Annotated in this window: 13 protein-coding genes; 7 read left to right on the top strand and 6 right to left on the bottom strand. The window is 70.6% G+C overall.

Annotation, left to right across the window (positions count from 1 at the left end; all coding sequences use genetic code 11):
• The first annotated feature begins 591 nt into the window (after positions 1–591).
• Positions 592–1,359: a hypothetical protein gene (locus Q5425_RS02840; protein WP_308670470.1), complete on the top strand. Its 768-nt coding sequence runs from the start codon at positions 592–594 to the stop codon at positions 1,357–1,359.
• The gene (locus Q5425_RS02835; protein WP_308670469.1) at positions 1,356–2,624 is read left to right on the top strand and encodes a DUF6923 family protein; all 1,269 of its coding nucleotides are present in this window, start codon (positions 1,356–1,358) and stop codon (positions 2,622–2,624) included. The genes Q5425_RS02840 and Q5425_RS02835 overlap by 4 nt, the downstream gene beginning before the upstream one ends.
• Positions 2,625–2,628: 4 nt before the next feature.
• Here Q5425_RS02835 and Q5425_RS02830 read toward each other — a convergent pair whose 3' ends face one another.
• Positions 2,629–3,645, bottom strand: a complete 1,017-nt coding sequence (locus Q5425_RS02830; protein ID WP_308670468.1) for an autoinducer 2 ABC transporter substrate-binding protein — start codon at positions 3,643–3,645, stop codon at positions 2,629–2,631.
• A 291-nt stretch (positions 3,646–3,936) separates the two neighbouring features.
• Here Q5425_RS02830 and Q5425_RS02825 point away from each other — a divergent pair, with 291 nt between their 5' ends.
• The gene (locus Q5425_RS02825; protein ID WP_308670467.1) at positions 3,937–4,389 is read left to right on the top strand and encodes a DUF4396 domain-containing protein; all 453 of its coding nucleotides are present in this window, start codon (positions 3,937–3,939) and stop codon (positions 4,387–4,389) included.
• Positions 4,390–4,428: 39 nt separating this feature from the next.
• Here the strand turns inward: Q5425_RS02825 and Q5425_RS02820 are convergent, their stop codons facing one another.
• The 4 genes from Q5425_RS02820 to Q5425_RS02805 form a co-directional block, all read right to left on the bottom strand.
• Positions 4,429–5,664 (bottom strand): glycoside hydrolase family 88 protein, encoded by a 1,236-nt coding sequence (locus Q5425_RS02820; RefSeq protein ID WP_308670466.1) that lies wholly within the window; start codon positions 5,662–5,664, stop codon positions 4,429–4,431.
• A 217-nt stretch (positions 5,665–5,881) separates the two neighbouring features.
• Positions 5,882–7,108 carry a hypothetical protein gene (locus tag Q5425_RS02815; RefSeq protein WP_308670465.1) on the bottom strand — a complete coding sequence of 409 codons (1,227 nt, stop codon included), beginning with the start codon at positions 7,106–7,108 and terminating at the stop codon, positions 5,882–5,884.
• A 103-nt stretch (positions 7,109–7,211) separates the two neighbouring features.
• Entirely contained in the window at positions 7,212–8,156 is a 945-nt protein-coding gene (locus Q5425_RS02810; protein ID WP_308670464.1) for a pentapeptide repeat-containing protein, read from the bottom strand.
• Positions 8,157–8,206: 50 nt separating this feature from the next.
• Positions 8,207–11,140, bottom strand: coding sequence for a BTAD domain-containing putative transcriptional regulator (locus Q5425_RS02805; RefSeq protein WP_308670463.1), 2,934 nt, complete (start codon positions 11,138–11,140; stop codon positions 8,207–8,209).
• A 114-nt stretch (positions 11,141–11,254) separates the two neighbouring features.
• Here Q5425_RS02805 and Q5425_RS02800 point away from each other — a divergent pair, with 114 nt between their 5' ends.
• The 4 genes from Q5425_RS02800 to Q5425_RS02785 all read left to right on the top strand — a co-directional run bounded on the left by Q5425_RS02800 (position 11,255) and on the right by Q5425_RS02785 (position 15,882).
• The gene (locus tag Q5425_RS02800) at positions 11,255–11,911 is read left to right on the top strand and encodes a hypothetical protein (RefSeq protein WP_308670462.1); all 657 of its coding nucleotides are present in this window, start codon (positions 11,255–11,257) and stop codon (positions 11,909–11,911) included.
• Positions 11,912–11,941: 30 nt separating this feature from the next.
• Positions 11,942–13,513: an alkaline phosphatase D family protein gene (locus tag Q5425_RS02795; RefSeq protein WP_308670461.1), complete on the top strand. Its 1,572-nt coding sequence runs from the start codon at positions 11,942–11,944 to the stop codon at positions 13,511–13,513.
• A 16-nt stretch (positions 13,514–13,529) separates the two neighbouring features.
• A complete protein-coding gene (locus Q5425_RS02790; protein WP_308670460.1) occupies positions 13,530–14,156 on the top strand; it encodes a TetR family transcriptional regulator in 627 nt (208 codons plus the stop codon).
• Positions 14,157–14,400: 244 nt separating this feature from the next.
• Positions 14,401–15,882: a glycosyl hydrolase family 28 protein gene (locus tag Q5425_RS02785; protein ID WP_308670459.1), complete on the top strand. Its 1,482-nt coding sequence runs from the start codon at positions 14,401–14,403 to the stop codon at positions 15,880–15,882.
• Between the two features lie 176 nt (positions 15,883–16,058).
• On the opposite strand, the gene Q5425_RS02780 is transcribed toward Q5425_RS02785, so the two are convergent.
• Positions 16,059–17,246 carry a glycoside hydrolase family 88 protein gene (locus tag Q5425_RS02780; RefSeq protein WP_308670458.1) on the bottom strand — a complete coding sequence of 396 codons (1,188 nt, stop codon included), beginning with the start codon at positions 17,244–17,246 and terminating at the stop codon, positions 16,059–16,061.
• Positions 17,247–17,481 lie beyond the last annotated feature (235 nt).

Below are 17,481 nucleotides of genomic sequence, written 5' to 3'. Positions count from 1 at the left end.
CGTGAGGAGATGCCCTGCATCTGCGGGACCGACTTGGTCGTCGTGGCCAGTGTCCGGGCCGCCGCCCGGCCCAGGCTCGAGGGCACCTGCTCGGATTCCACCGGATCGGTGACAGTCACCAGAAAACCACCCAATCATTCGCGTACGGTACGTGCCGGCCCCAGCGGGCACGCCGGTCATGACCTGTTATTGCTGATAAGTGCGCGGTTTCTCGGCGCCGCGAAATAAACATAGCAACCGCGTCCGGCCGCACAATGACACGATCGGGTCAACGGCAAAGCCGTGGACACGGCCCTTGATCGTTTTCGGATGATGTTCGAAGGCGGTGGTCACCGCCTGTTCGCATGCGTCACTCGGTCGTGAGATTTCCCGCCCCGCACCGACGTCCACGGTCGCCCTGGGAGATGGTGAGGCCGGTCGGGCACGCGGAAATTGCGCCGAAACGGCGATAATCGCCGCGAGGGTGAGGCCAGCAGGATGAATCGAACAATATGCGGTTGTCCGTACGTAAAGGGATGGCTAACTTGAACCGTCCCGGGCGTGGAATGCGCCGGGCAGCGCTTCCCGCGCTTCGCGGGCGAAAGGACCCGGATGAACATCTTCGTGGCCGGCATTCTCTGGGTGGCCGGTGCGGCCGTGGTCGGCGGCCTGATCGCCTACCTGGTCCGCCGGTTCAGCCGGGAGGACGAGGGCAGGCCCGGCAACAACGACGCGGCGGGCCAGGTGTTCACCATCGTCGGCGGGCTGCACGCGGTCCTGGTCGCGTTCGTGCTCATCTCGCTGTACGACTCGGTGGCCACCGTGAGCGACAACGCGCAGACCGAAGCCGACAGCCTGGTCGCGGCCACCTGGGCGGCCGACGCGCTGCCGGAGGCGACGAAGGAGCGCGTCCACCGGCTCGCCGCGGCCTACGCGCGCACGGTGCAGGAGCAGGAGTGGCCGCGCCTGGGTGAGGGCGTCGAGGTGCCCGCCACGGGCGCGACGCAGCTGGACCAGATGCGCCAGGCGGTGGCGGAAGCCCCGGCCGACGACGACTGGGTGCTGGACCGCAAGACCGAGGCGAGCAACCAGCTCTGGTCGGTCTACCAGGCCCGCCAGCAGCGGCTGTCCCACTCCGGGGCAGGCGGGGTCGGCGCGGTCGTCTGGTTCGCGCTGGTCCTCGGCAGCCTGATCACCGCGATCCTGCTGCCCAACCTCTTCGGCGGCACCCGGCTGGCCGCGCACATCGTCATCGTGTCCACCCTGGCCGGCACGATCACCTTGCTGCTGTTCGCGATCTACCAGCTGCAGAACCCGTTCAGCGGCGGGGTGAGCGTGCCGCCCGAGGCGTTCTCCTCAGCGCTGGCCAGGCTGGTTTGACCGGCGCGCGAGCCCGCTGGGCGGCGATGGCCGGCGTGGCCGCGGCGGTCTCGGCGCTGCTGGCGGCGACGGGCTGGCTCGCGCCCCCGGCGTCCCGCGTCCGGGTGGCGCAGGAGCCGGACGGCTGCAAGGTCCTGCAGGCGGAGAACGAACGCCCCGGCGCACCGACGACGCTGCGGCTGCTCGCGCTGCCCGGCGGCGGCACGAAGCGGGTGACCCGGGCCGGGTACTGGATCAACGCGATGGGCTACTCCACCGAGCAGGGCGTGGTCTACGGCGTCGCCGACGGCACCCGCACCGGCCGGTACCACGGCGCGCACGCCGTGCGGATCGACGACGACGGCAAGATCACCGACCTCGGGGTGATCGGCCGGGCCGGCCGGCCCCACCCCGTGTGGAGCCAGGTCACCGGCGCCACCGCGGGTGCGATCGACGGCGACCGCTGGTACGTGCGGCAGGGCAGCGATCTGTACACGGTGGACATCGACCCGGCGAGCGCGGACTACGTGCGGGTGGTGCACCGGACGGCGCTGCGGCCGGTTTCGCTCGCCACCGGCGTCGACGACTTCGCCTTCGACCCGGCGGACGGGCTCCTCTACGGCGTTTCGGCGACTTCGCGCGGGGACAGCTCGGTGGTCAGGATCGACCCCGCGAGCGGCAAGGTCGCGGTGGTGCCCGGGCTCCGGTTCCCCCACGGCGGCGCGTACGGGTCGGTGGTGCTCGCGCCCGGCACGATCTACGCCACGGCCAACCACGACGGGCAGCGCAGTGTCACCTACCGCCTGCCGCGCGACGGCTCGCACCCGGCCAACGAGGTCGCCTCGGGCCCGCCGCTGGTGAGCGGCGACGCGGCCGGCTGCCTCGCCGAGGCACCGCCTCCGCCCCCGCCTCCTCCGCCGCCTTCGTCCACGCCGCCGCCTCCGTCGTCGCCCCCGCCTCCGTCGACGGCTCCCTCCTCACCGCCGGCCACGCAGCCGCCGGAGCCGCCACCCCCGCCGCAGCCGCCTCCGGTGGAGCAGCCCGTCGTCCTCCCGCCGCCGGATCCGGTGCCGGCACCCCCGCCGTCGCCGGTGGTCACGCCCGCGCCGTCTGCACCGGAACCGCCCCCGACGACGACGTCCCGCGCGCGTCCGGTGAAGGAGGCCGAGACGGTGGTCCGGGACACCGGGGTGCGCACCGAGGAGAAACGCCGCTGGGGGATGACGGCGCTGATCCTCGTGCTCGGCGGGGGCGCGGCGGCCGCGCACGGGCGCCGGCACCGGTGAGCCGTCAGTACTTGAACTGGTCGACGTTGTCGGCGGTGATGAGCAGGGGGTCGCCCAGCAGGACGGTCTTCGTTGCCGTGTCGTACTTCACCGACGGCAGCTCCAGGCTCACCTTGTTGACGGCTTGGAGCGGCTTGCCGTCGGCGACCTGCTTCGCCGTCCACGCGGTCAGGTAGCCCAGCGACTCGACGTTCCACAGCACCGACTGCGAGCACGAGCCGTCGAGCAGGAACGGCTTGATGGCCTGCGGCGTGCCGACGCCGACGGTGAACACCCGGCCGATCTTCTGCTCGTCGCCGACGGCCTTCGCGACGCCGGGCGCGGAGGTCGTGCACTCGCCGATCAGCCCGGTCAGGCCGGGGTGGCGGGCCATGAGCTGCTTGGCGAGGGTCGTCGCGGCGTTCTCGTCTTCGCCCGCGTACACGGTCTCGACGAGCTCGGCCTTCGGGTAGCGCGCGGCCGCGTACTCCTTCTGGACCGCGATCCACGTGTTGAGGTTCGCCGCGGCCGCGCCGCAGGAGACGATCGCGTACTGGCCGGCGCCGCCGGTCTTCGCCATCAGCGCGTCGACGAGCGCGGTGCCGATGCCGTGGGCGCTGGCCTGGTTGACGAACACCTCGCGCTGCGTGCCCGGCGCGTCGGTGTCCGAGGTGAGCACGTGGATGCCCTTCGCCCTGGCCTCGGCGATCACGTCCGCGAGCGCGGCCGGGTCGTTGGGCGCCACGACGATGACGTCGACCTTCTTCGCGATCAGGTCACGCAGGATCGTCACCTGCGCGGCCGGGTCGACGGTCGACGGCCCGGTCGAGTGCCACGCCACGCCCAGCTGTTTCGCCGCCTCCAGGCCACCGGTGTCCATCGCCTCGAAGTACGGGATGTCCCGGACCTTCGGCACGAACTCGATCCGGGTCGGCGACGGCGCGGGAGCACTGCCCAGCTGGTCCGAGCAGCCCCCGAGCACGAGCGCCCCGAGCAGCGGCAACGTCGCGACCAGCCGGAAGGTCTTCGTCGGCCCTCGCATCCCCACCCATTTCTCAGGAAATTCGATCAGTTCGATCGGTCTGCGCACGGTGGAGACCAAGGGCGAACGTAGGGCCCCGGGTAACTGTGGTCAACGGGATGTGCGCAAAGGGTTACGGAAGTGAGTTCTGCTCGGAGGGCCGACCAGGGAAGATCCGCTGGTCGGCGGTATTGGTGACGGTGAGTGATGGCGGGGTGGTCTTTCCGTGCCGGCGTCCATTCGCGGCGTTTGCCGAGCCGATGTGACGCGTGGAGCGTGCGCCAAGTACCCCCAGGGGGTATTCTCCCAGGCATGAGCGAACAGCACGGAGCTTCGTGGGCGACAGCGATCCAGGCGACTCTGCACTGCCTGACCGGCTGTGCCATCGGTGAGGTGCTCGGCATGGTGCTGGGCACGGCGTTCGGCCTGCACAACGCGGCGACCGTGGTCCTGTCGATCGTGCTGGCCTTCGTCTTCGGTTACGCCCTGACCATGCGGGGGGTGCTGAAGTCGGGGCTGGGTGCGGCGGCCGCGTTCAAGGTCGCGCTGGCCGCGGACACCGTGTCGATCGCCGTCATGGAGCTGATCGACAACACCGTGATCGTGGCGGTTCCCGGGGCGATGGACGCCGGGCTGGCCAGCCTGCTCTTCTGGCTGGCTCTGGCGCTCTCGCTGGCGGTCGCGTTCGTCGTCACGGTGCCGGTGAACAAGTGGATGATCGGGCGCGGTCTCGGCCACGCCAAGGTGCACGCGCACCACCACTGACCAGCGCGTCCGGGGAGGTGGCGGCCTCCCCGGGCGCCGCTACACGCTCGACAGGTCGATCGCGCGGTCGGCCTTCCGCCGGTCGAGCACCCGGAGGATGCCTTCCAGCAGGTAGTAGTCGGCGTAGGGGAGCGACACCTCGACGCCGTCCTCGGCCGGCCGGTTGCGGGTGCAGCGGGCGACGCTCGCCTCGGCGCGGGCGGACTTCGTCGTCAGGCACGTCCGCGACACCGCGGTGAGGATCCGCAGCGCGCTTTCCCGGTAGTGCGGGCGGTGCGTGAGCTCCGCGAGGTCCAGCAGGCCGCACGCCATGATCACACCGGCGGAAGCGTCCTTGACGTCGTTCGGGGCCTGCGGGGCCAGGTAGTCCCACACCGGCACGTGGTCGGGTGTCAGCCGGGACAGCGCGAAGTCCGCGAGCCGCCGGGCCGTGGTGAGGAACTCCGCGTCCCCGGTGCGCCGGTGGATCGTCGTGAACCCGTAGACGCCCCACGCCTGCCCGCGCGACCAGCACGACGTGGGGCTGTAGCCCTGTACCGTGTTCGGCCCGATCGGCGCGCCCGTGACCGGGTCGAAGTCGAACACGTGCGGCGACGACCCGTCGGGGCGCAGGAAGTTCCGCTGCGCCGTTTTTGCGTGCGCGACGGCGATTTCGAGGTACCGCGGATCCTGGGTCTGCGCACTGGCGAACGCGAGCAGGTCGAGGTTCATCATCGTGTCCATGATGACGCGGCCGGCGTTGTTCGGGTCGGACAGCGATCCCCAGGCGCGGATGAACCGGCCCGCCGGGTTGTAGCGCTTGATCAGCGACGACGCCGCCTGCACCGCGCCCGCCCGCCACTTCTCGTCGCCGGTGAGCCGCCAGGCGGTCACCCACGACGGGTAGAAGAGAAAACCGAGGTCGTGCGTGCCCGTGTCGTTCTGGCGCGGCGCGAGTTTCTCCGCGGACGCCAGCGCGAGGGTTTTGAACCGGTCGTCGCCGCTGTGCAGCCAGGCCAGCCACAACTGGCCGGGCCAGAATCCGCCGACCCAGTCGCCATTCTGCGAATAGGTCCATTTCTCGAACTTCGTGCCGACCGGAAACGCGGTGACGCCGGGGGCCACCGCGCCGAGCTTGGCCACGGCGTAGTCGGCCGCTTGGCGGAGCGTCCGGGTGACCGATGCCTGGTCGGAGCCGTCAGGGGTGGCCGCAGAGGCCAGTGTGGAAGGGCCGGCGCTCGCCGCCACCGCGGCACCGGCCGCGGTGGTCAGCAGGGTTCTCCGGGAAACGCTCACAGGTGACCGCCATTCCGTGATTCCGTGGGGAAGGAGAGTGCCCGGAATTTTTGCACGACCGGCGGGCCGTTGTACACCCGGCGGACATTTGTTCACGGTTGTGAATTGTGTGCCGGTGAGCGGAATAGCGCGGAAATAGGCGAAGGCCCGGCGGGGGACACCGGGCCTTCGCGGTTGTCGCGCAGGTGAGGGCAGTCAACCACGCGACGATCGGGGTTCAGCAGTGCGGAGCGACCGGGGCGTCCGAGCCGGTCTGGACGTAGGTGTCCGAGACGTAGTGGTCCGGGCCGATCCGGTCCCAGATGTTGCTGGTGCCCAGCTTGCCGGTGACGGTGTCGCCCTCGACGTAGCACTCGATGTTCACCCGGGCGTAGTTGGCCGCGATGCCCTTGACGGCGGCCGACGTGCTGGCGCTCGCCCGGACGTTCATCGGGTCGCCGGCGGTGCTGATGTTGCCGGCCGGGCCGGAGCCGGTCCACAGGTAGGTGACGTTGACGTTGCCGTTGTCCGACATGCCGAGCCCGTCCCAGAAGACGCCGTCGGCGAGGTCGATGCCGGCCGGGTTGCCCACCTTGGTGTTGAGCCCGCTCTTGCCGCCGTTGTAGCCGTTGTAGTAGGCGGCGTACGCCTCGGGCTGGCCCTGCGGGAGGTCCTTGAACTTGGTGCGCACCGACGCCGGGTTCCAGTAGTCGTCCTGCTCGTTCCACGGGCCGACGTCCCACACGGGCGCGTACTCGCACTTGCTGCCGTCGGTCCGGCAGACGCGGACGGAGTAGTTGCCGGTTCCCTTGGGGGACAACGACTTGCCGGACGGCAGCGCGACGAAGTGGTCCCGGCTGGTGATGACGTGGCCGTTGGCGGTGGTGCGGCCGGTCAGGCCTTCGCGGGTGCCGTAGACCTTGTAGGTCAGCTCGGTCCCGGCGGTCACGGCGTTGGCCTGCGGAGCGCTGTCGGCGCGGAACGCGACGCTCTTGACCGCGGGCCGCACGCCGTCGGTGGTGCTGTGCAGGCCGATCCGCACCTGCACCTCGCTGACGGAGCTCTTCAGCGTGGTGCCCGCGGGGGTCCACTCGGTCCAGGAATCGCCGCTCGTCCGGCCGCGGACGTCGACGTCGATCGACGTGCCCTTGGGGGTTTCGGCGGTCAGTTCCGCGCTGACGCGGTTCGCCGGCGAGCCCAGTTTGTGCCCGGCGGTGACGAGGCTGCCCTCGCTGCCGGCGAACACGACGGCGGTTCGGTGCCACGCCGCGTCGGCCAGGGTGAGCGTGCCACCCGCACCGGTGACGTTGACGTCATCGCCGTCCACAGTGGACAAATCAGCGGTCCAGCCGGTGTTGGCCGACGGCGCCGCGGCGGCCTGCGCGGGGGCTCCGGCCAGCGCCGTCACCGCCCCGGCGGCCAGAACCGCCGCGGTCACGCGGCCGGCTTTCATGATCCGGATCATCCCCGGTTCTCCTCTCGCACCTGTTCGTTTCGAAGGTGGAGGAAGACTGACGGGACCGCGTACATGATCCGTACAAGCAGATTGTGCGAAGGCTGCCTGAGAGCTACGCGCCCGGCAGCAGGAGCCCGGGCGGCGGGGTCTCCCACGGATCGAACACGGGTGGGGTGGTGTAGTCGTCGAGGCTGACCTTGGAGAGGTCGACTTCGCCGCCGGTGAACCTGGCCCCGCGGAAGGTCACTTCGCCGCCGGTGAAGGTGGCGCCGTCGAACTGAACGCGGCCGGCGCTGAACTCGGCGTTGTCGAAGCTCACCCGGCCGCCGAGGAACTCCGCGCCGCCGAACCAGACTTCGCCGCCGCTGACGTGCATTCCGTCGAACGACGTCCAGCCGCCGGGGAACCGGGCCAGGCTGAACAGGAGCCGGCCGCCGGTCACCTGGATGTCCGCGAAATCCGCGGAGCGGAGAATGACCCGCAGGAGGTTGAATTCGTGACCCTGCCAGCTGACCGGTGCGCCCGGGCGCAGGTGATCGCTGATCACGCTCGTGATCGAGAAGCGCACTTCGGATTCCTCGTCGTGGTGCCACGGCGAATCCAACGCCGGTTCGTACGGGATGCGCAGGTACGCGCACAGCACGTCGATGCACACCTGGCGTTGCTCGGCCCACTCGTCGGCGAGGCTCGCCATGGCGTACATCCCGGCGAGCCGGACGGTCGGCTTTTCGTGGCCGATCTGGGCGCACGCGCCGGCGAACCGCTCGTTCAGGACTTTGACGTGCTCGCGTGCTTCGGCCGCCTCGCCGATCCGTTGCTTGCGGTAGGCGACGACGAGCGCGACCACCCCGCCCACCCCCGCCACGACCGACAGCGCGATTTTGACGACGTTCAGCTTCGTGTCCGGGCCGGGTGCGGCCGGCAGTCCCAGCGCCAGCCACAACAGCACGGTCGCGACCGCGAACACGCCGAGACCGATCAGGACCACCGCGACGATGTGTCTCCTGATCGACCAGAGTCCGGTGGTCTCACCGCGCCGGGAATTCGCCGAAGTCACGGCGAGATCCTAGGTCACCCGGGTCCGGCTGAGCGGAGGATCGTGGTGGCTCAGGCGGAAGCGGTGTGCGGCCGCTCCTCGACGACGGCCGGCGATTCCTTCGGCCGGGCCGACAGCTCGTGCCAGATGGCCAGCGCCCGCTCCGAATAGTCCCGCGACCGCTCCGGCTGCAGAAGCGCCCGGTGCAGCTCCCCGAGCAGTTGCGACACCTCGGCCTCCGACCGCCGGTCCCCGTTGCGGCGGTGCACCGCCAGCGAGTTCACCAGCAACAGCTGCGCGTGCGCGAAGTCGCCGCTGTGCAGGCACAGCTCGCCGAGGTTCTGGTTCGCGTACCCCACACAATGGTCGTCGCCGAGGTCGGTGAAGATCGCGATCGCCCGGTCGACGTGCTCGCGGGCCGCCGCCAGGTTCCCCTGGCGCTGGAACAGCAGGCCCAGGCGCTTGAGCGCGTGGGCCTCCCGGTGGCGGTCGCCGATCGACGCCGACAGCTCCAGTGCGTCGGTGATCCAGCGCTTCGCCGCCGCGTAACAGCCTCGGGACATCCACACCGCGCCCGCGCCCAGGCGGGCCACAGCTTCGCCGTTCGGATCGTCGGCTTCCGCGAACAGCTTCAGGGCCTCGTGGCAGTGGTCGAGCGCCAGGTCGTCTTCGCCTTCGATGCGCGCGATCGTCGAGAGCCCGGTCAGCGCGACGGCGACACCCTGGACGTCTCCGACGGCTTCGAACAGCTTCCTCGACTCCTCGAACGCCACCCGCGCCTCGGCGTACTCGTCCAGGTAGAGCAGGTACTGCCCGAGGTTGCGCTGGACGATCGCCTCCGCCCGCGGCGAGCCCGCCCGGCGGGCCGCCGCCAGTGCGACCAGGTGGGTGGTGTGCCAGTCGTCCTGCGGACCCCTCAGGTCGAAGTACGGCGTCAGCGCCGAAGCCAGCTGCCAGGCGAGGTCGTCGAAGCCCTGCTGGGCCGCCAGCGAAACCGCCGCGACCGTCGTGTGCCGCTCGGCGGCGAACCACGCGGCCGGGTCATCGGGCAGCACGCCTTCGGCCACCGCCGGGCGCCGCAGCTCGTCGTCGCAGTACATGCCGAAGAAGTGCAGCGGCATCCGGCGCGCCGCCTCGAGCGCGAGCCCCAGGTAGCCCTCCAGGACCCGCCGCAGGCCGGCCCGCGTCTTCGCCGCGTCACTCCGCTCCGCCAGCTCCACCGCGTACACGCGCAGCAGGTCGTGGAGGCGGTAGCGCGGCTGCCCGGCCGAATCCGAACCGACGAGCTCGACGAGGTGGCCGTCGACCAGCACGTCGAGCACGTCTTCGGCGTCGCGGCGGCCCAGCACGGCCGCGACCGTCCACGCCGGGAACTGGACCGGCCCGAGCAACCCCAGCCCGCGGAACGCCGTGGCCGCCGACATCGGCAGCAGGTCGTAGGACAGGGTCACGCTCGCGCGGACGGCGAGGTCGCCGACGCGCAGCTCGTCGAGCCGGCGGCGCTCGTCGCCCAGCCGGTCGGCCAGCAGCCGCAGCGTCCAGCCCGGCCGGTGCGTCAGCTTCGCGCCGGCCACCCGGATCGCCAGGGGCAGGTGCCCGCACTGGCGCAGGATCGCCGCGGCGCTCTCCGGCTCGGCGGCCACCCGCTCGGCCCCGACGATGCCCTCCAGCAGCTGCGCGGCCTCGGCCTCGGGCAGCAGGTCGACGTCCACCGGCTTCGCGCCGGCGAGTCCGGGCAGCCGGATCCGGCTGGTCAGCAGCACCGCGCAGGCCCCGGCGCCGGGCAGCAGCGGCCGCACCTGGGCCTCGCTGCCGGCGTCGTCGAGCACGACGCACATCCGCCGCCCGGCCAGCCGCGACCGCAGCAGCGCCGAGCGCTCGGCCAGCTCGCGCGGCAGGCCGGCGTCCGGGATGCCCAGCGCGCGCAGCAGCTCGGCGAGCACGCTCATCGGCGCCCGCGGCGACGACGACGTGCCGGCCAGGTCGACGTGCAGCTGGCCGTCGGGGAACTCGTCCCGGACCGCGTGCGCGACCCGGACGGCGACCGCCGACTTGCCGACACCGGGCGCGCCCGACAGCACGACCACGGCGGGGGTGCCGGAGTCCGCGCGTTCCCGCAGCAGGGTGACGACGTCGTGGATCAGCGTGTCGCGGCCGGTGAAGTCCGGCAGGTCGAGGGGCAGCTGGCAGACCGGGGCGACGTCGGCGGGGCGCGGGACGAGCACGTTCTCCGGCACGAGGGTCGCGCGCAGCTCGCGCAGCCGGGCGCCCGGCTCGGCGTCGAGTTCCTCGCGCAGGACGCGCTCGGCCGCTTCGTACGCCTCGATCGCGTCCCCGGTCCGGCCCGCCGCGCGCAGCGCGACGATCAGCTGCGCCCAGAGCTCTTCGCGCAACGGGTGTTCGGTGACCAGCCCGCGCAGCTCGGCGATGGCCTCGCCGGACCGGCCGAGGCCGATCCGCGCCCGCAGGCGCTGTTCCTGCACCGACAGCCGCAGTTCGGCGAGCCGGGCGACGGTCGCGCCCCAGCTGTGGTCGTGCGGAAGGCCTTCGAGGACTTCGCCGCGCCACAGCGCGTCGGCCTTGTCGAAGAGTTTGAGTGCGTTTTCGGCTTCGCCGCCGTCGAGCGCTTCCTGCGCTTCGCCGGCCAAAGCGGCGAAGGCGAGGTGGTCCAGTTCGTCCGGCGACGCGGTCAGCAGGTAGCCGGAGGCCCGGCTGCTGATCCGCTCGCCCAAGCCGGGGTCGATCTCCGCGAACCGTCTTCGCAGTGAATGCACGTACGTGCGGATGTTCGCCGCGGCCGACCGCGGCGCCGCCTGTGGCCACAGCACTTCCACCAGCACGTCGGTCGAGACGACGACGTTCGGCTGCAGGGCCAGCGCGGCCAGCAGCAGCCGGGGCTTCGGCCCGCCGAGGGCGATCACCCGCCCGGCGGCGGTGACCTCCAGCGGACCGAGGACGCGGATGGTAAGCGAGGTGGTCTCAACCTGCCCGATGAGTTCCCCCATGTCCCGGACTCTAGGACCGTCCGGCGCAGGGGGCTAGATCCATTCGGAGTGTGTGTGCACGCCCACTCCGGGCTTTGTACGAGACGTGTACGGCCCGGAGCCAGGCTCCTCGGCATGAAGCGTACGAAATTCCGGCGTATCGCCGGTTCCGGCCTGGTACTGGCCGCCGTCGGCGCGCTCCTGACCGGCGGCGCGCTCGAAGCGTCGGCAGCGGCGAGCGGGACCGTGAAGACCGCAGGCGACCCCCTCAACGTCCGCCGGGCACCCACCGCGAGTGCCACCGCCGTCAAGACCGTCGCGAACGGCGCCACCGTGACCATCGACTGCCAGATCACCGGCTCGTCGGTGACCGGCACCTACGGCACGGGCACGCTGTGGGACTACGTGCCCGCGCTCGGCGGGTACATTTCGGACACCTACGTCTTCACCAACTCCGACACGCGGATCGCGCCCGACTGCGGTGCCGGCTCGGGCAGCGGCCAGTGCTCCGACGCCTGTGCCGGCGAGGCGCAGTACCGCTCGTCCGACTCGCACTTCCTGGTCTACGACACGAATTCCGACGGCTACTCCGCCGTGGTCGCGTACTGGCTCAAGGGCGGTGCCGGGCCGTTCTACGTCTGGAACTCCACCGGCGAGGGCACGAAGGTCGACAAGGCCGTCACCGTCCCGCACGGCACCTGGGTCTTCTACAAGGTGTGCGTCGCGAACTACACGACCGCCAAGCCCGACCTGAAGTCCTGCAGCGACGGCATCACCGACTACGCGGCCTGAGGCGCGTCCACCACGAGAAAGGGCTTTCCCATGGGTCAGGTCAACCGGCGCAAGGTGCTCCTCGGCGGGCTCGCCGCGGTCACCGCCACCGCGGCTTCGGCGGCGCTGCCGTCGTGGGCGAACGCCCGCACCACGGCCGCCGCCCCCGCCGTCCGCGATCCCTTCCAGCTCGGCGTCGCCTCCGGCGATCCGCTGCCCGACAGCGTCGTGCTGTGGACGCGGCTGGCACCGGCGCCGCTCACCCCGGACGGCTTCGGCGGCATGCCGGACGCCACGTACGCGGTCGACTGGGAGATCGCGAACGACGAGGCGTTCGGCTCGATCGTGCAGCGGGGTTCGGTGAACGCGGTCAGCGCGTCCGGGCACAGCGTCCACATCGAACCGGTGGGGCTGCAGCCGGCGCGCGAGTACTTCTACCGGTTCAAGAGTTCCGGCTACATCTCCCCGGTCGGCCGGACGCGCACCGCGCCCGCCGCCGGTGCCGCGGTCAACCAGCTCAAGTACTGCTTCAGCTCCTGCCAGCACTGGGAGGAGGGCTACTACCACGCGTACAAGGGCATCGTGGCCGACGACCCGGACCTGGTGCTGTTCCTCGGCGACTACATCTACGAGAAGAAGTCCGGCCGGACCGCGCAGGAGCGCAACCCGCGCAGCCTCGCCTTCACCGAGGACGTCACCACGCTCGCGCAGTACCGCGCCCGCCACGCCCAGCACAAGACCGACGCCGACCTGCAGGCCGCGCACGCGATCGCGCCCTGGGTCGTGGTGTTCGACGACCACGAGGTCATGAACAACTGGAACGGCACCACCGCGCCCGCCACGGCCGCGCGCAAGGCCGCCGGGTTCCAGGCCTTCTACGAGAACACCCCGATCCGCTCGACGGCCAAGCCCAACGGCGCGTCGATCCAGCTGTACCGGCAGCTGATGTGGGGCAACCTGGCCCGGTTCCACATGCTCGACACACGCCAGTACCGCAGCGCCCAGGTGCCCGACCCCGCCGGCGACGCCGGTCCGGCCTGCACCGACATGCGCAGCACCTCGCGCAGCATCCTGGGCAGCACGGAGGAGGCGTGGCTGCTCAAGCAGTTCGAGTCGCACCCCGCCACCTGGGACTTCCTCGGCCAGCAGGTCTTCTTCGCCACGCGTGACGCCGACGGCAACAAGGCCACCTGCGAGAGCAACGACTCCTGGCAGGGTTACGAGGCCTCCCGCAACCGGATCCAGCAGGGCTGGGTCGACCGCAAGGTCGCCAACCCGGTTGTGCTCACCGGGGACGTCCACCGGCACTGGGCCGCCGACCTGCGGCTCGACTACTTCGACCACAGCGACCCGGTCATCGGCTCGGAGCTGGTCACGACGTCGGTGACGAGCAACAGCGACACCGCCGGGGCACCCAGCGCCGCCTGGTACGCGAACAACCCGCACGTCAAGTACTGCAAGGGCGAGCGCGGCTACGTCCGCGTCACGACCACGCCGTCGCAGACGCGGGCCGACTTCATGACGACGTCCGACACCAGCGTCTACGACCCGGCGGCGGTGGTGATCAAGAACGACGTCAGCTACGTGGTGCAAGCGGGGAAGCCCGGCCTGCAGAAGGTCTGAAGCTACGCTGCGTGACGTGAACGACGAACTGGGCCTGCGGGAGCGCAAGAAGCTCCGCACGCGGGCGGCGATCTCGGCGGCGGCGATCGGGCTCTTCCTCGAGCGCGGGTTCGACGCCGTCGGGGTCGCCGAGGTGGCGCGGGTGGCCGAGGTGTCCAAGCGGACGCTCTTCGCCTACTTCCCGGCCAAGGAGGACCTCGTGCTGCACCGGTTCGCCGACCACGAGACCGACGCGGCGGACGTCGTCCGCGCCCGCCGCCCGGACCAGGGGCCCCTGTCCGCGTTGCGGGAGGCGTTCGTGCGCGGGCTCGAGGAGCGGGAACCGGTGACCGGGCTGTGCGACCTCCCCGAGGTCGTCGCGGTGTTCCGGCTGGTCACCGGCACGCCGGCGCTGGCCGCGCGGCTGACGGAGTTCGCCGCCGCGGGGGAGGCGGCGCTGGCCGCCGCGCTCGCCGAGGCCGGCGTTCCCGCCCCGGACGCGAGCCTCGCGGCGGCGCAGATCGCGGCGGTCCGGCGGACGCTGGCCACGGCGAACATGGACGCGATCGTGGCCGGCGTCCCCGCCCGCCGGCGCCACCCGGAGGCGCTGGCGGCGGCCGAACGGGCGTTCACGCTGCTGTCGTCCGGCGTAGGGTTCCCGTGACCGCGCCGATCATGACGCATTCATGGCCCGGACCATGAAAAACGCACAGGGTCCGTAGGCCGGGCGAAGGTAAACTGCCCGAATCCTGAATGGACACCCCCGAGCCACGGGGGACCCGCGTCCTACTGGGGGTGGCGCGGGTCCTCCGATCCCGGCGATCTTGACATCCGGTTCGCTTCGCTCGTAATCTGGCTGTTCCGCCGTCATGCCGAGATTCTTCGATTCCATGACAAGGCGGTCCCCGGTGAAAAAATTCTTGCTGATCTCCTGCGCGGTGGCGGGACTGGTGGTGGCCGGCGCCGGCGTCACCTCCGCCGCACCCGGCGGCGGTTACGACGTGCGGGACTATGGCGCCAAGGGAAACGGGTCGGCCAACGATTCCGCCGCCATCGACAAGGCGATCACCGCGGCCGCCGCGGCGGGCGGCGGCACCGTCCGGTTCGCTGCCGGCACCTACAAATCGGCGAACACCGTCCACCTCAAGAGCAACGTCACGATCCAGCTCGACGCGGGCGCGACGATCACCGGGTCCGGTGCGGACACCTACGACAAGCCCGAGCCGAACCCGTGGGACGACTACCAGGACTACGGCCACAGCCACTTCCGCAACGCGATGTTCTCCGGCGACAAGCTGACGAACATCGGTTTCACCGGCGCCGGCACGATCGACGGGGGCGGCAACCTCATCACCGGCAACCCGAAGTCCGGCGAGGCGGACAAGATCCTGTCTCTCACCCGGTGTGACGGGCTGACGCTGTCCGGCATCAAGCTGCGCCGCGGTGGCCACTTCGCGGCGCTGATCAACGGCTGCACGAACGTCGGGTCCGACCACCTGACCATCGACACGGCGAGCGACCGCGACGGCTGGAACATCATCAGCACCACCAACGTCACGATCACCAACGCGAACATCGCGGCGAACGACGACGCACTGGTGTTCAAGAGCGACTACGCGCTCGGCGCGAAACTGCCGAACGGGAACGTGACGGTGACGGGTGCAAAACTGTCGGCCGTCTGCTGCAACGCGCTGATGTTCGGGTCCGAGACGTGCGGCGACTTCACCGGTTACCACTTCTCGGGCATCACGATCACCGGCGCCCACAAATCCGGTATCGGCATCGTTTCGATGGACGGCGCGAAGATTTCGGACGTCCACTACCGCGACATCACGATGTCCGGGACGTATTCACCGATCATGATGAAGATCGGCACGCGCAAGCGCTGCGGGAACAACCCCGGCGTCGGGTCGATCAGCGGCATCACGTTCGACAACGTGACCGGCACGCACACGGGCAGCAGCTTCAGCCCGACGATCTGGGGCGCGGACAGCGGCCACCGCGTCTCCGGTGTCACGTTCACCGGCGTGAAGCTCACCGTGCCCGGCGGCCACGGCACCATGGGCACGGGCGTGCCGAGCAACACGGCGACGGACTACAACCCGAAGAGCATCGGCACGCGCCCGTCGTACGGCTGGTACCTGCACCACGCGGCCGGCATCCGGTTCGTGGACAGCTCGGTGGAGTTCGCCGAGGACGACGGCCGCCCAGCGAGCATCGTCAACAACAGTTCGGACATCACGTTCGACCACTTCACGGCGGAGAAGGGCACGAAGAGCCCCTTCGACGTCGGCTTCCAGTCGGTGACGGGCTACTGCGTCAAGAACTCGGCCACCACCTCGGGTTCCGCCCTGCGGATCGACGCTTCCGGCTCCACCTCGACCTGCTGACGCTTTCCCGTATCCCACGTGATTGAAGCCGGAATTCGCGTGATCAGGGCCGTAACTCGCGAGTTCCGGCTCCAATCACGCGAGTTCCGTCCCGGATCACGCGAGGTCCGGGTTTCCGCACGTGACGAAGGGGCCCCGGCTGGTGAGCCGGGGCCCCTTCTGCGGCGCGAGAGGAGTCAGTGCGAGTACTGCTCGTTCATGATCAGGAACGCGCCCAGGCCGTGGAAGTCGTTGGTCTTGCGGGCCCGGGCGTAGTAGTAGGGCAGGTCGCCGACGTTGGTGCCTTCGCAGATGTCGGTGATGTTCGTCAGGCCGTCCGAGCCGAGTGACACCTTCTTCAGCACACCGGCGTACCCGCGATCCGCCACCACCTGGCAGGACGACGGCAGGTAGCCGCGCTGGACGCCGCGGGCCAGCGTGAACGTGTACATCGACGACGCCGACGTCTCCAGCCAGTTCTTCGCGTCCCCGCCGCGGTCGACCACCTGGTACCAGCGGCCGGTCGAGGGGTCCTGGTAGCGCTGGTAACCGGCGGCCAGGAACCGGACGACGTCGATCAGCGCCTGCCGCCGCGGGTGGTCGGCCGGCAGCACCTCGAGGACGTCGATCGTGGCCATGCCGAACCAGCCGATCGCGCGGGCCCAGTGGTACTTCGAGTGGTGGCCGGACCCGGACGCCCACGACTCGGAGCCGTCCTCGTCGTAGGCGTGGTACAGCAGGCCCTTCGCCGGTTCGCGCAGGTGGCCGAAGTACACGGCGATGTTCTTCGCCGCTTCTTCGAAGCAGTAGCTCCCGTCGCCGAACGCCGCGCCGTAGAGGGCCAGGAACGGCTGGGCCATGTAGACGCCGTCGCCCCACAGCTGGCCGACCTTGCTCGTGGCGTGGAACATGCCGCCGTCGGACGTGCGGGGGTAGGACGGGAACCGCTTGCGCAGCTGGTCGGCCGCCGTCTGGTACTTCTTGCGGCCCGTCTCCGCGTGCAGCAGCGGCAGCAGCTGGCACGAGCGCATCGAGTCCAGGTTGGTGAAGCTGTTCGAGATGCCGCTGTCGGTGATGAAGCGGTCGTACCAGGCGATGATGTAGTCGAGGTACTTCTTCTCGCCGGTGCGCTTGTAGAACAGGTACTGCCCGTAGAGGTACAGGCCGAGCGTGTAGCCCCAGCCGCCGATCTTGTCGGGTGGGTAGCGCTGCATCGTCGAGTCGATGACCGCGCGGGACCAGTCCGGCGGCGGCGCGGCGCCGCCGATCGGGGGCAGCCGGTCCGACGCCCGTGCGAGGGGACCCGCCGCGGCGAGGGCGCCCAAGGCGCCGAGGGTGCCGCCCAGTACCGCGCGCCGGGTCGGGCGAAGGGGATGTTCGGACATGCGTCGTCCCTTTCGTGCACTGGCCCCGCGACGCGGTGAAAGGGTGGCCGGGATGCCGATCCGCCGTCCGTCGGCATCCCGACCAGCTCTGGGGGGCGCGGCGTGCTGCCCGTGTCGCCGGAGCGATGGTCTGGGAGCGAAAGCGCTCTCGGGGAAAACATCTACTCGCCTCCCGGACACGGCGTCAAGAGAGATCGGATCTCTTGCGTCATATATCAGATATTTAACCCGAACG

The organism is Amycolatopsis sp. A133 (assembly GCF_031082405.1).
In the GTDB taxonomy this organism is placed as follows: Bacteria; Actinomycetota; Actinomycetes; order Mycobacteriales; family Pseudonocardiaceae; genus Amycolatopsis.
The sequence above is the reverse complement of the archived record's forward strand: the minus strand, read 5'-3'. Positions and strand labels throughout refer to the sequence as shown.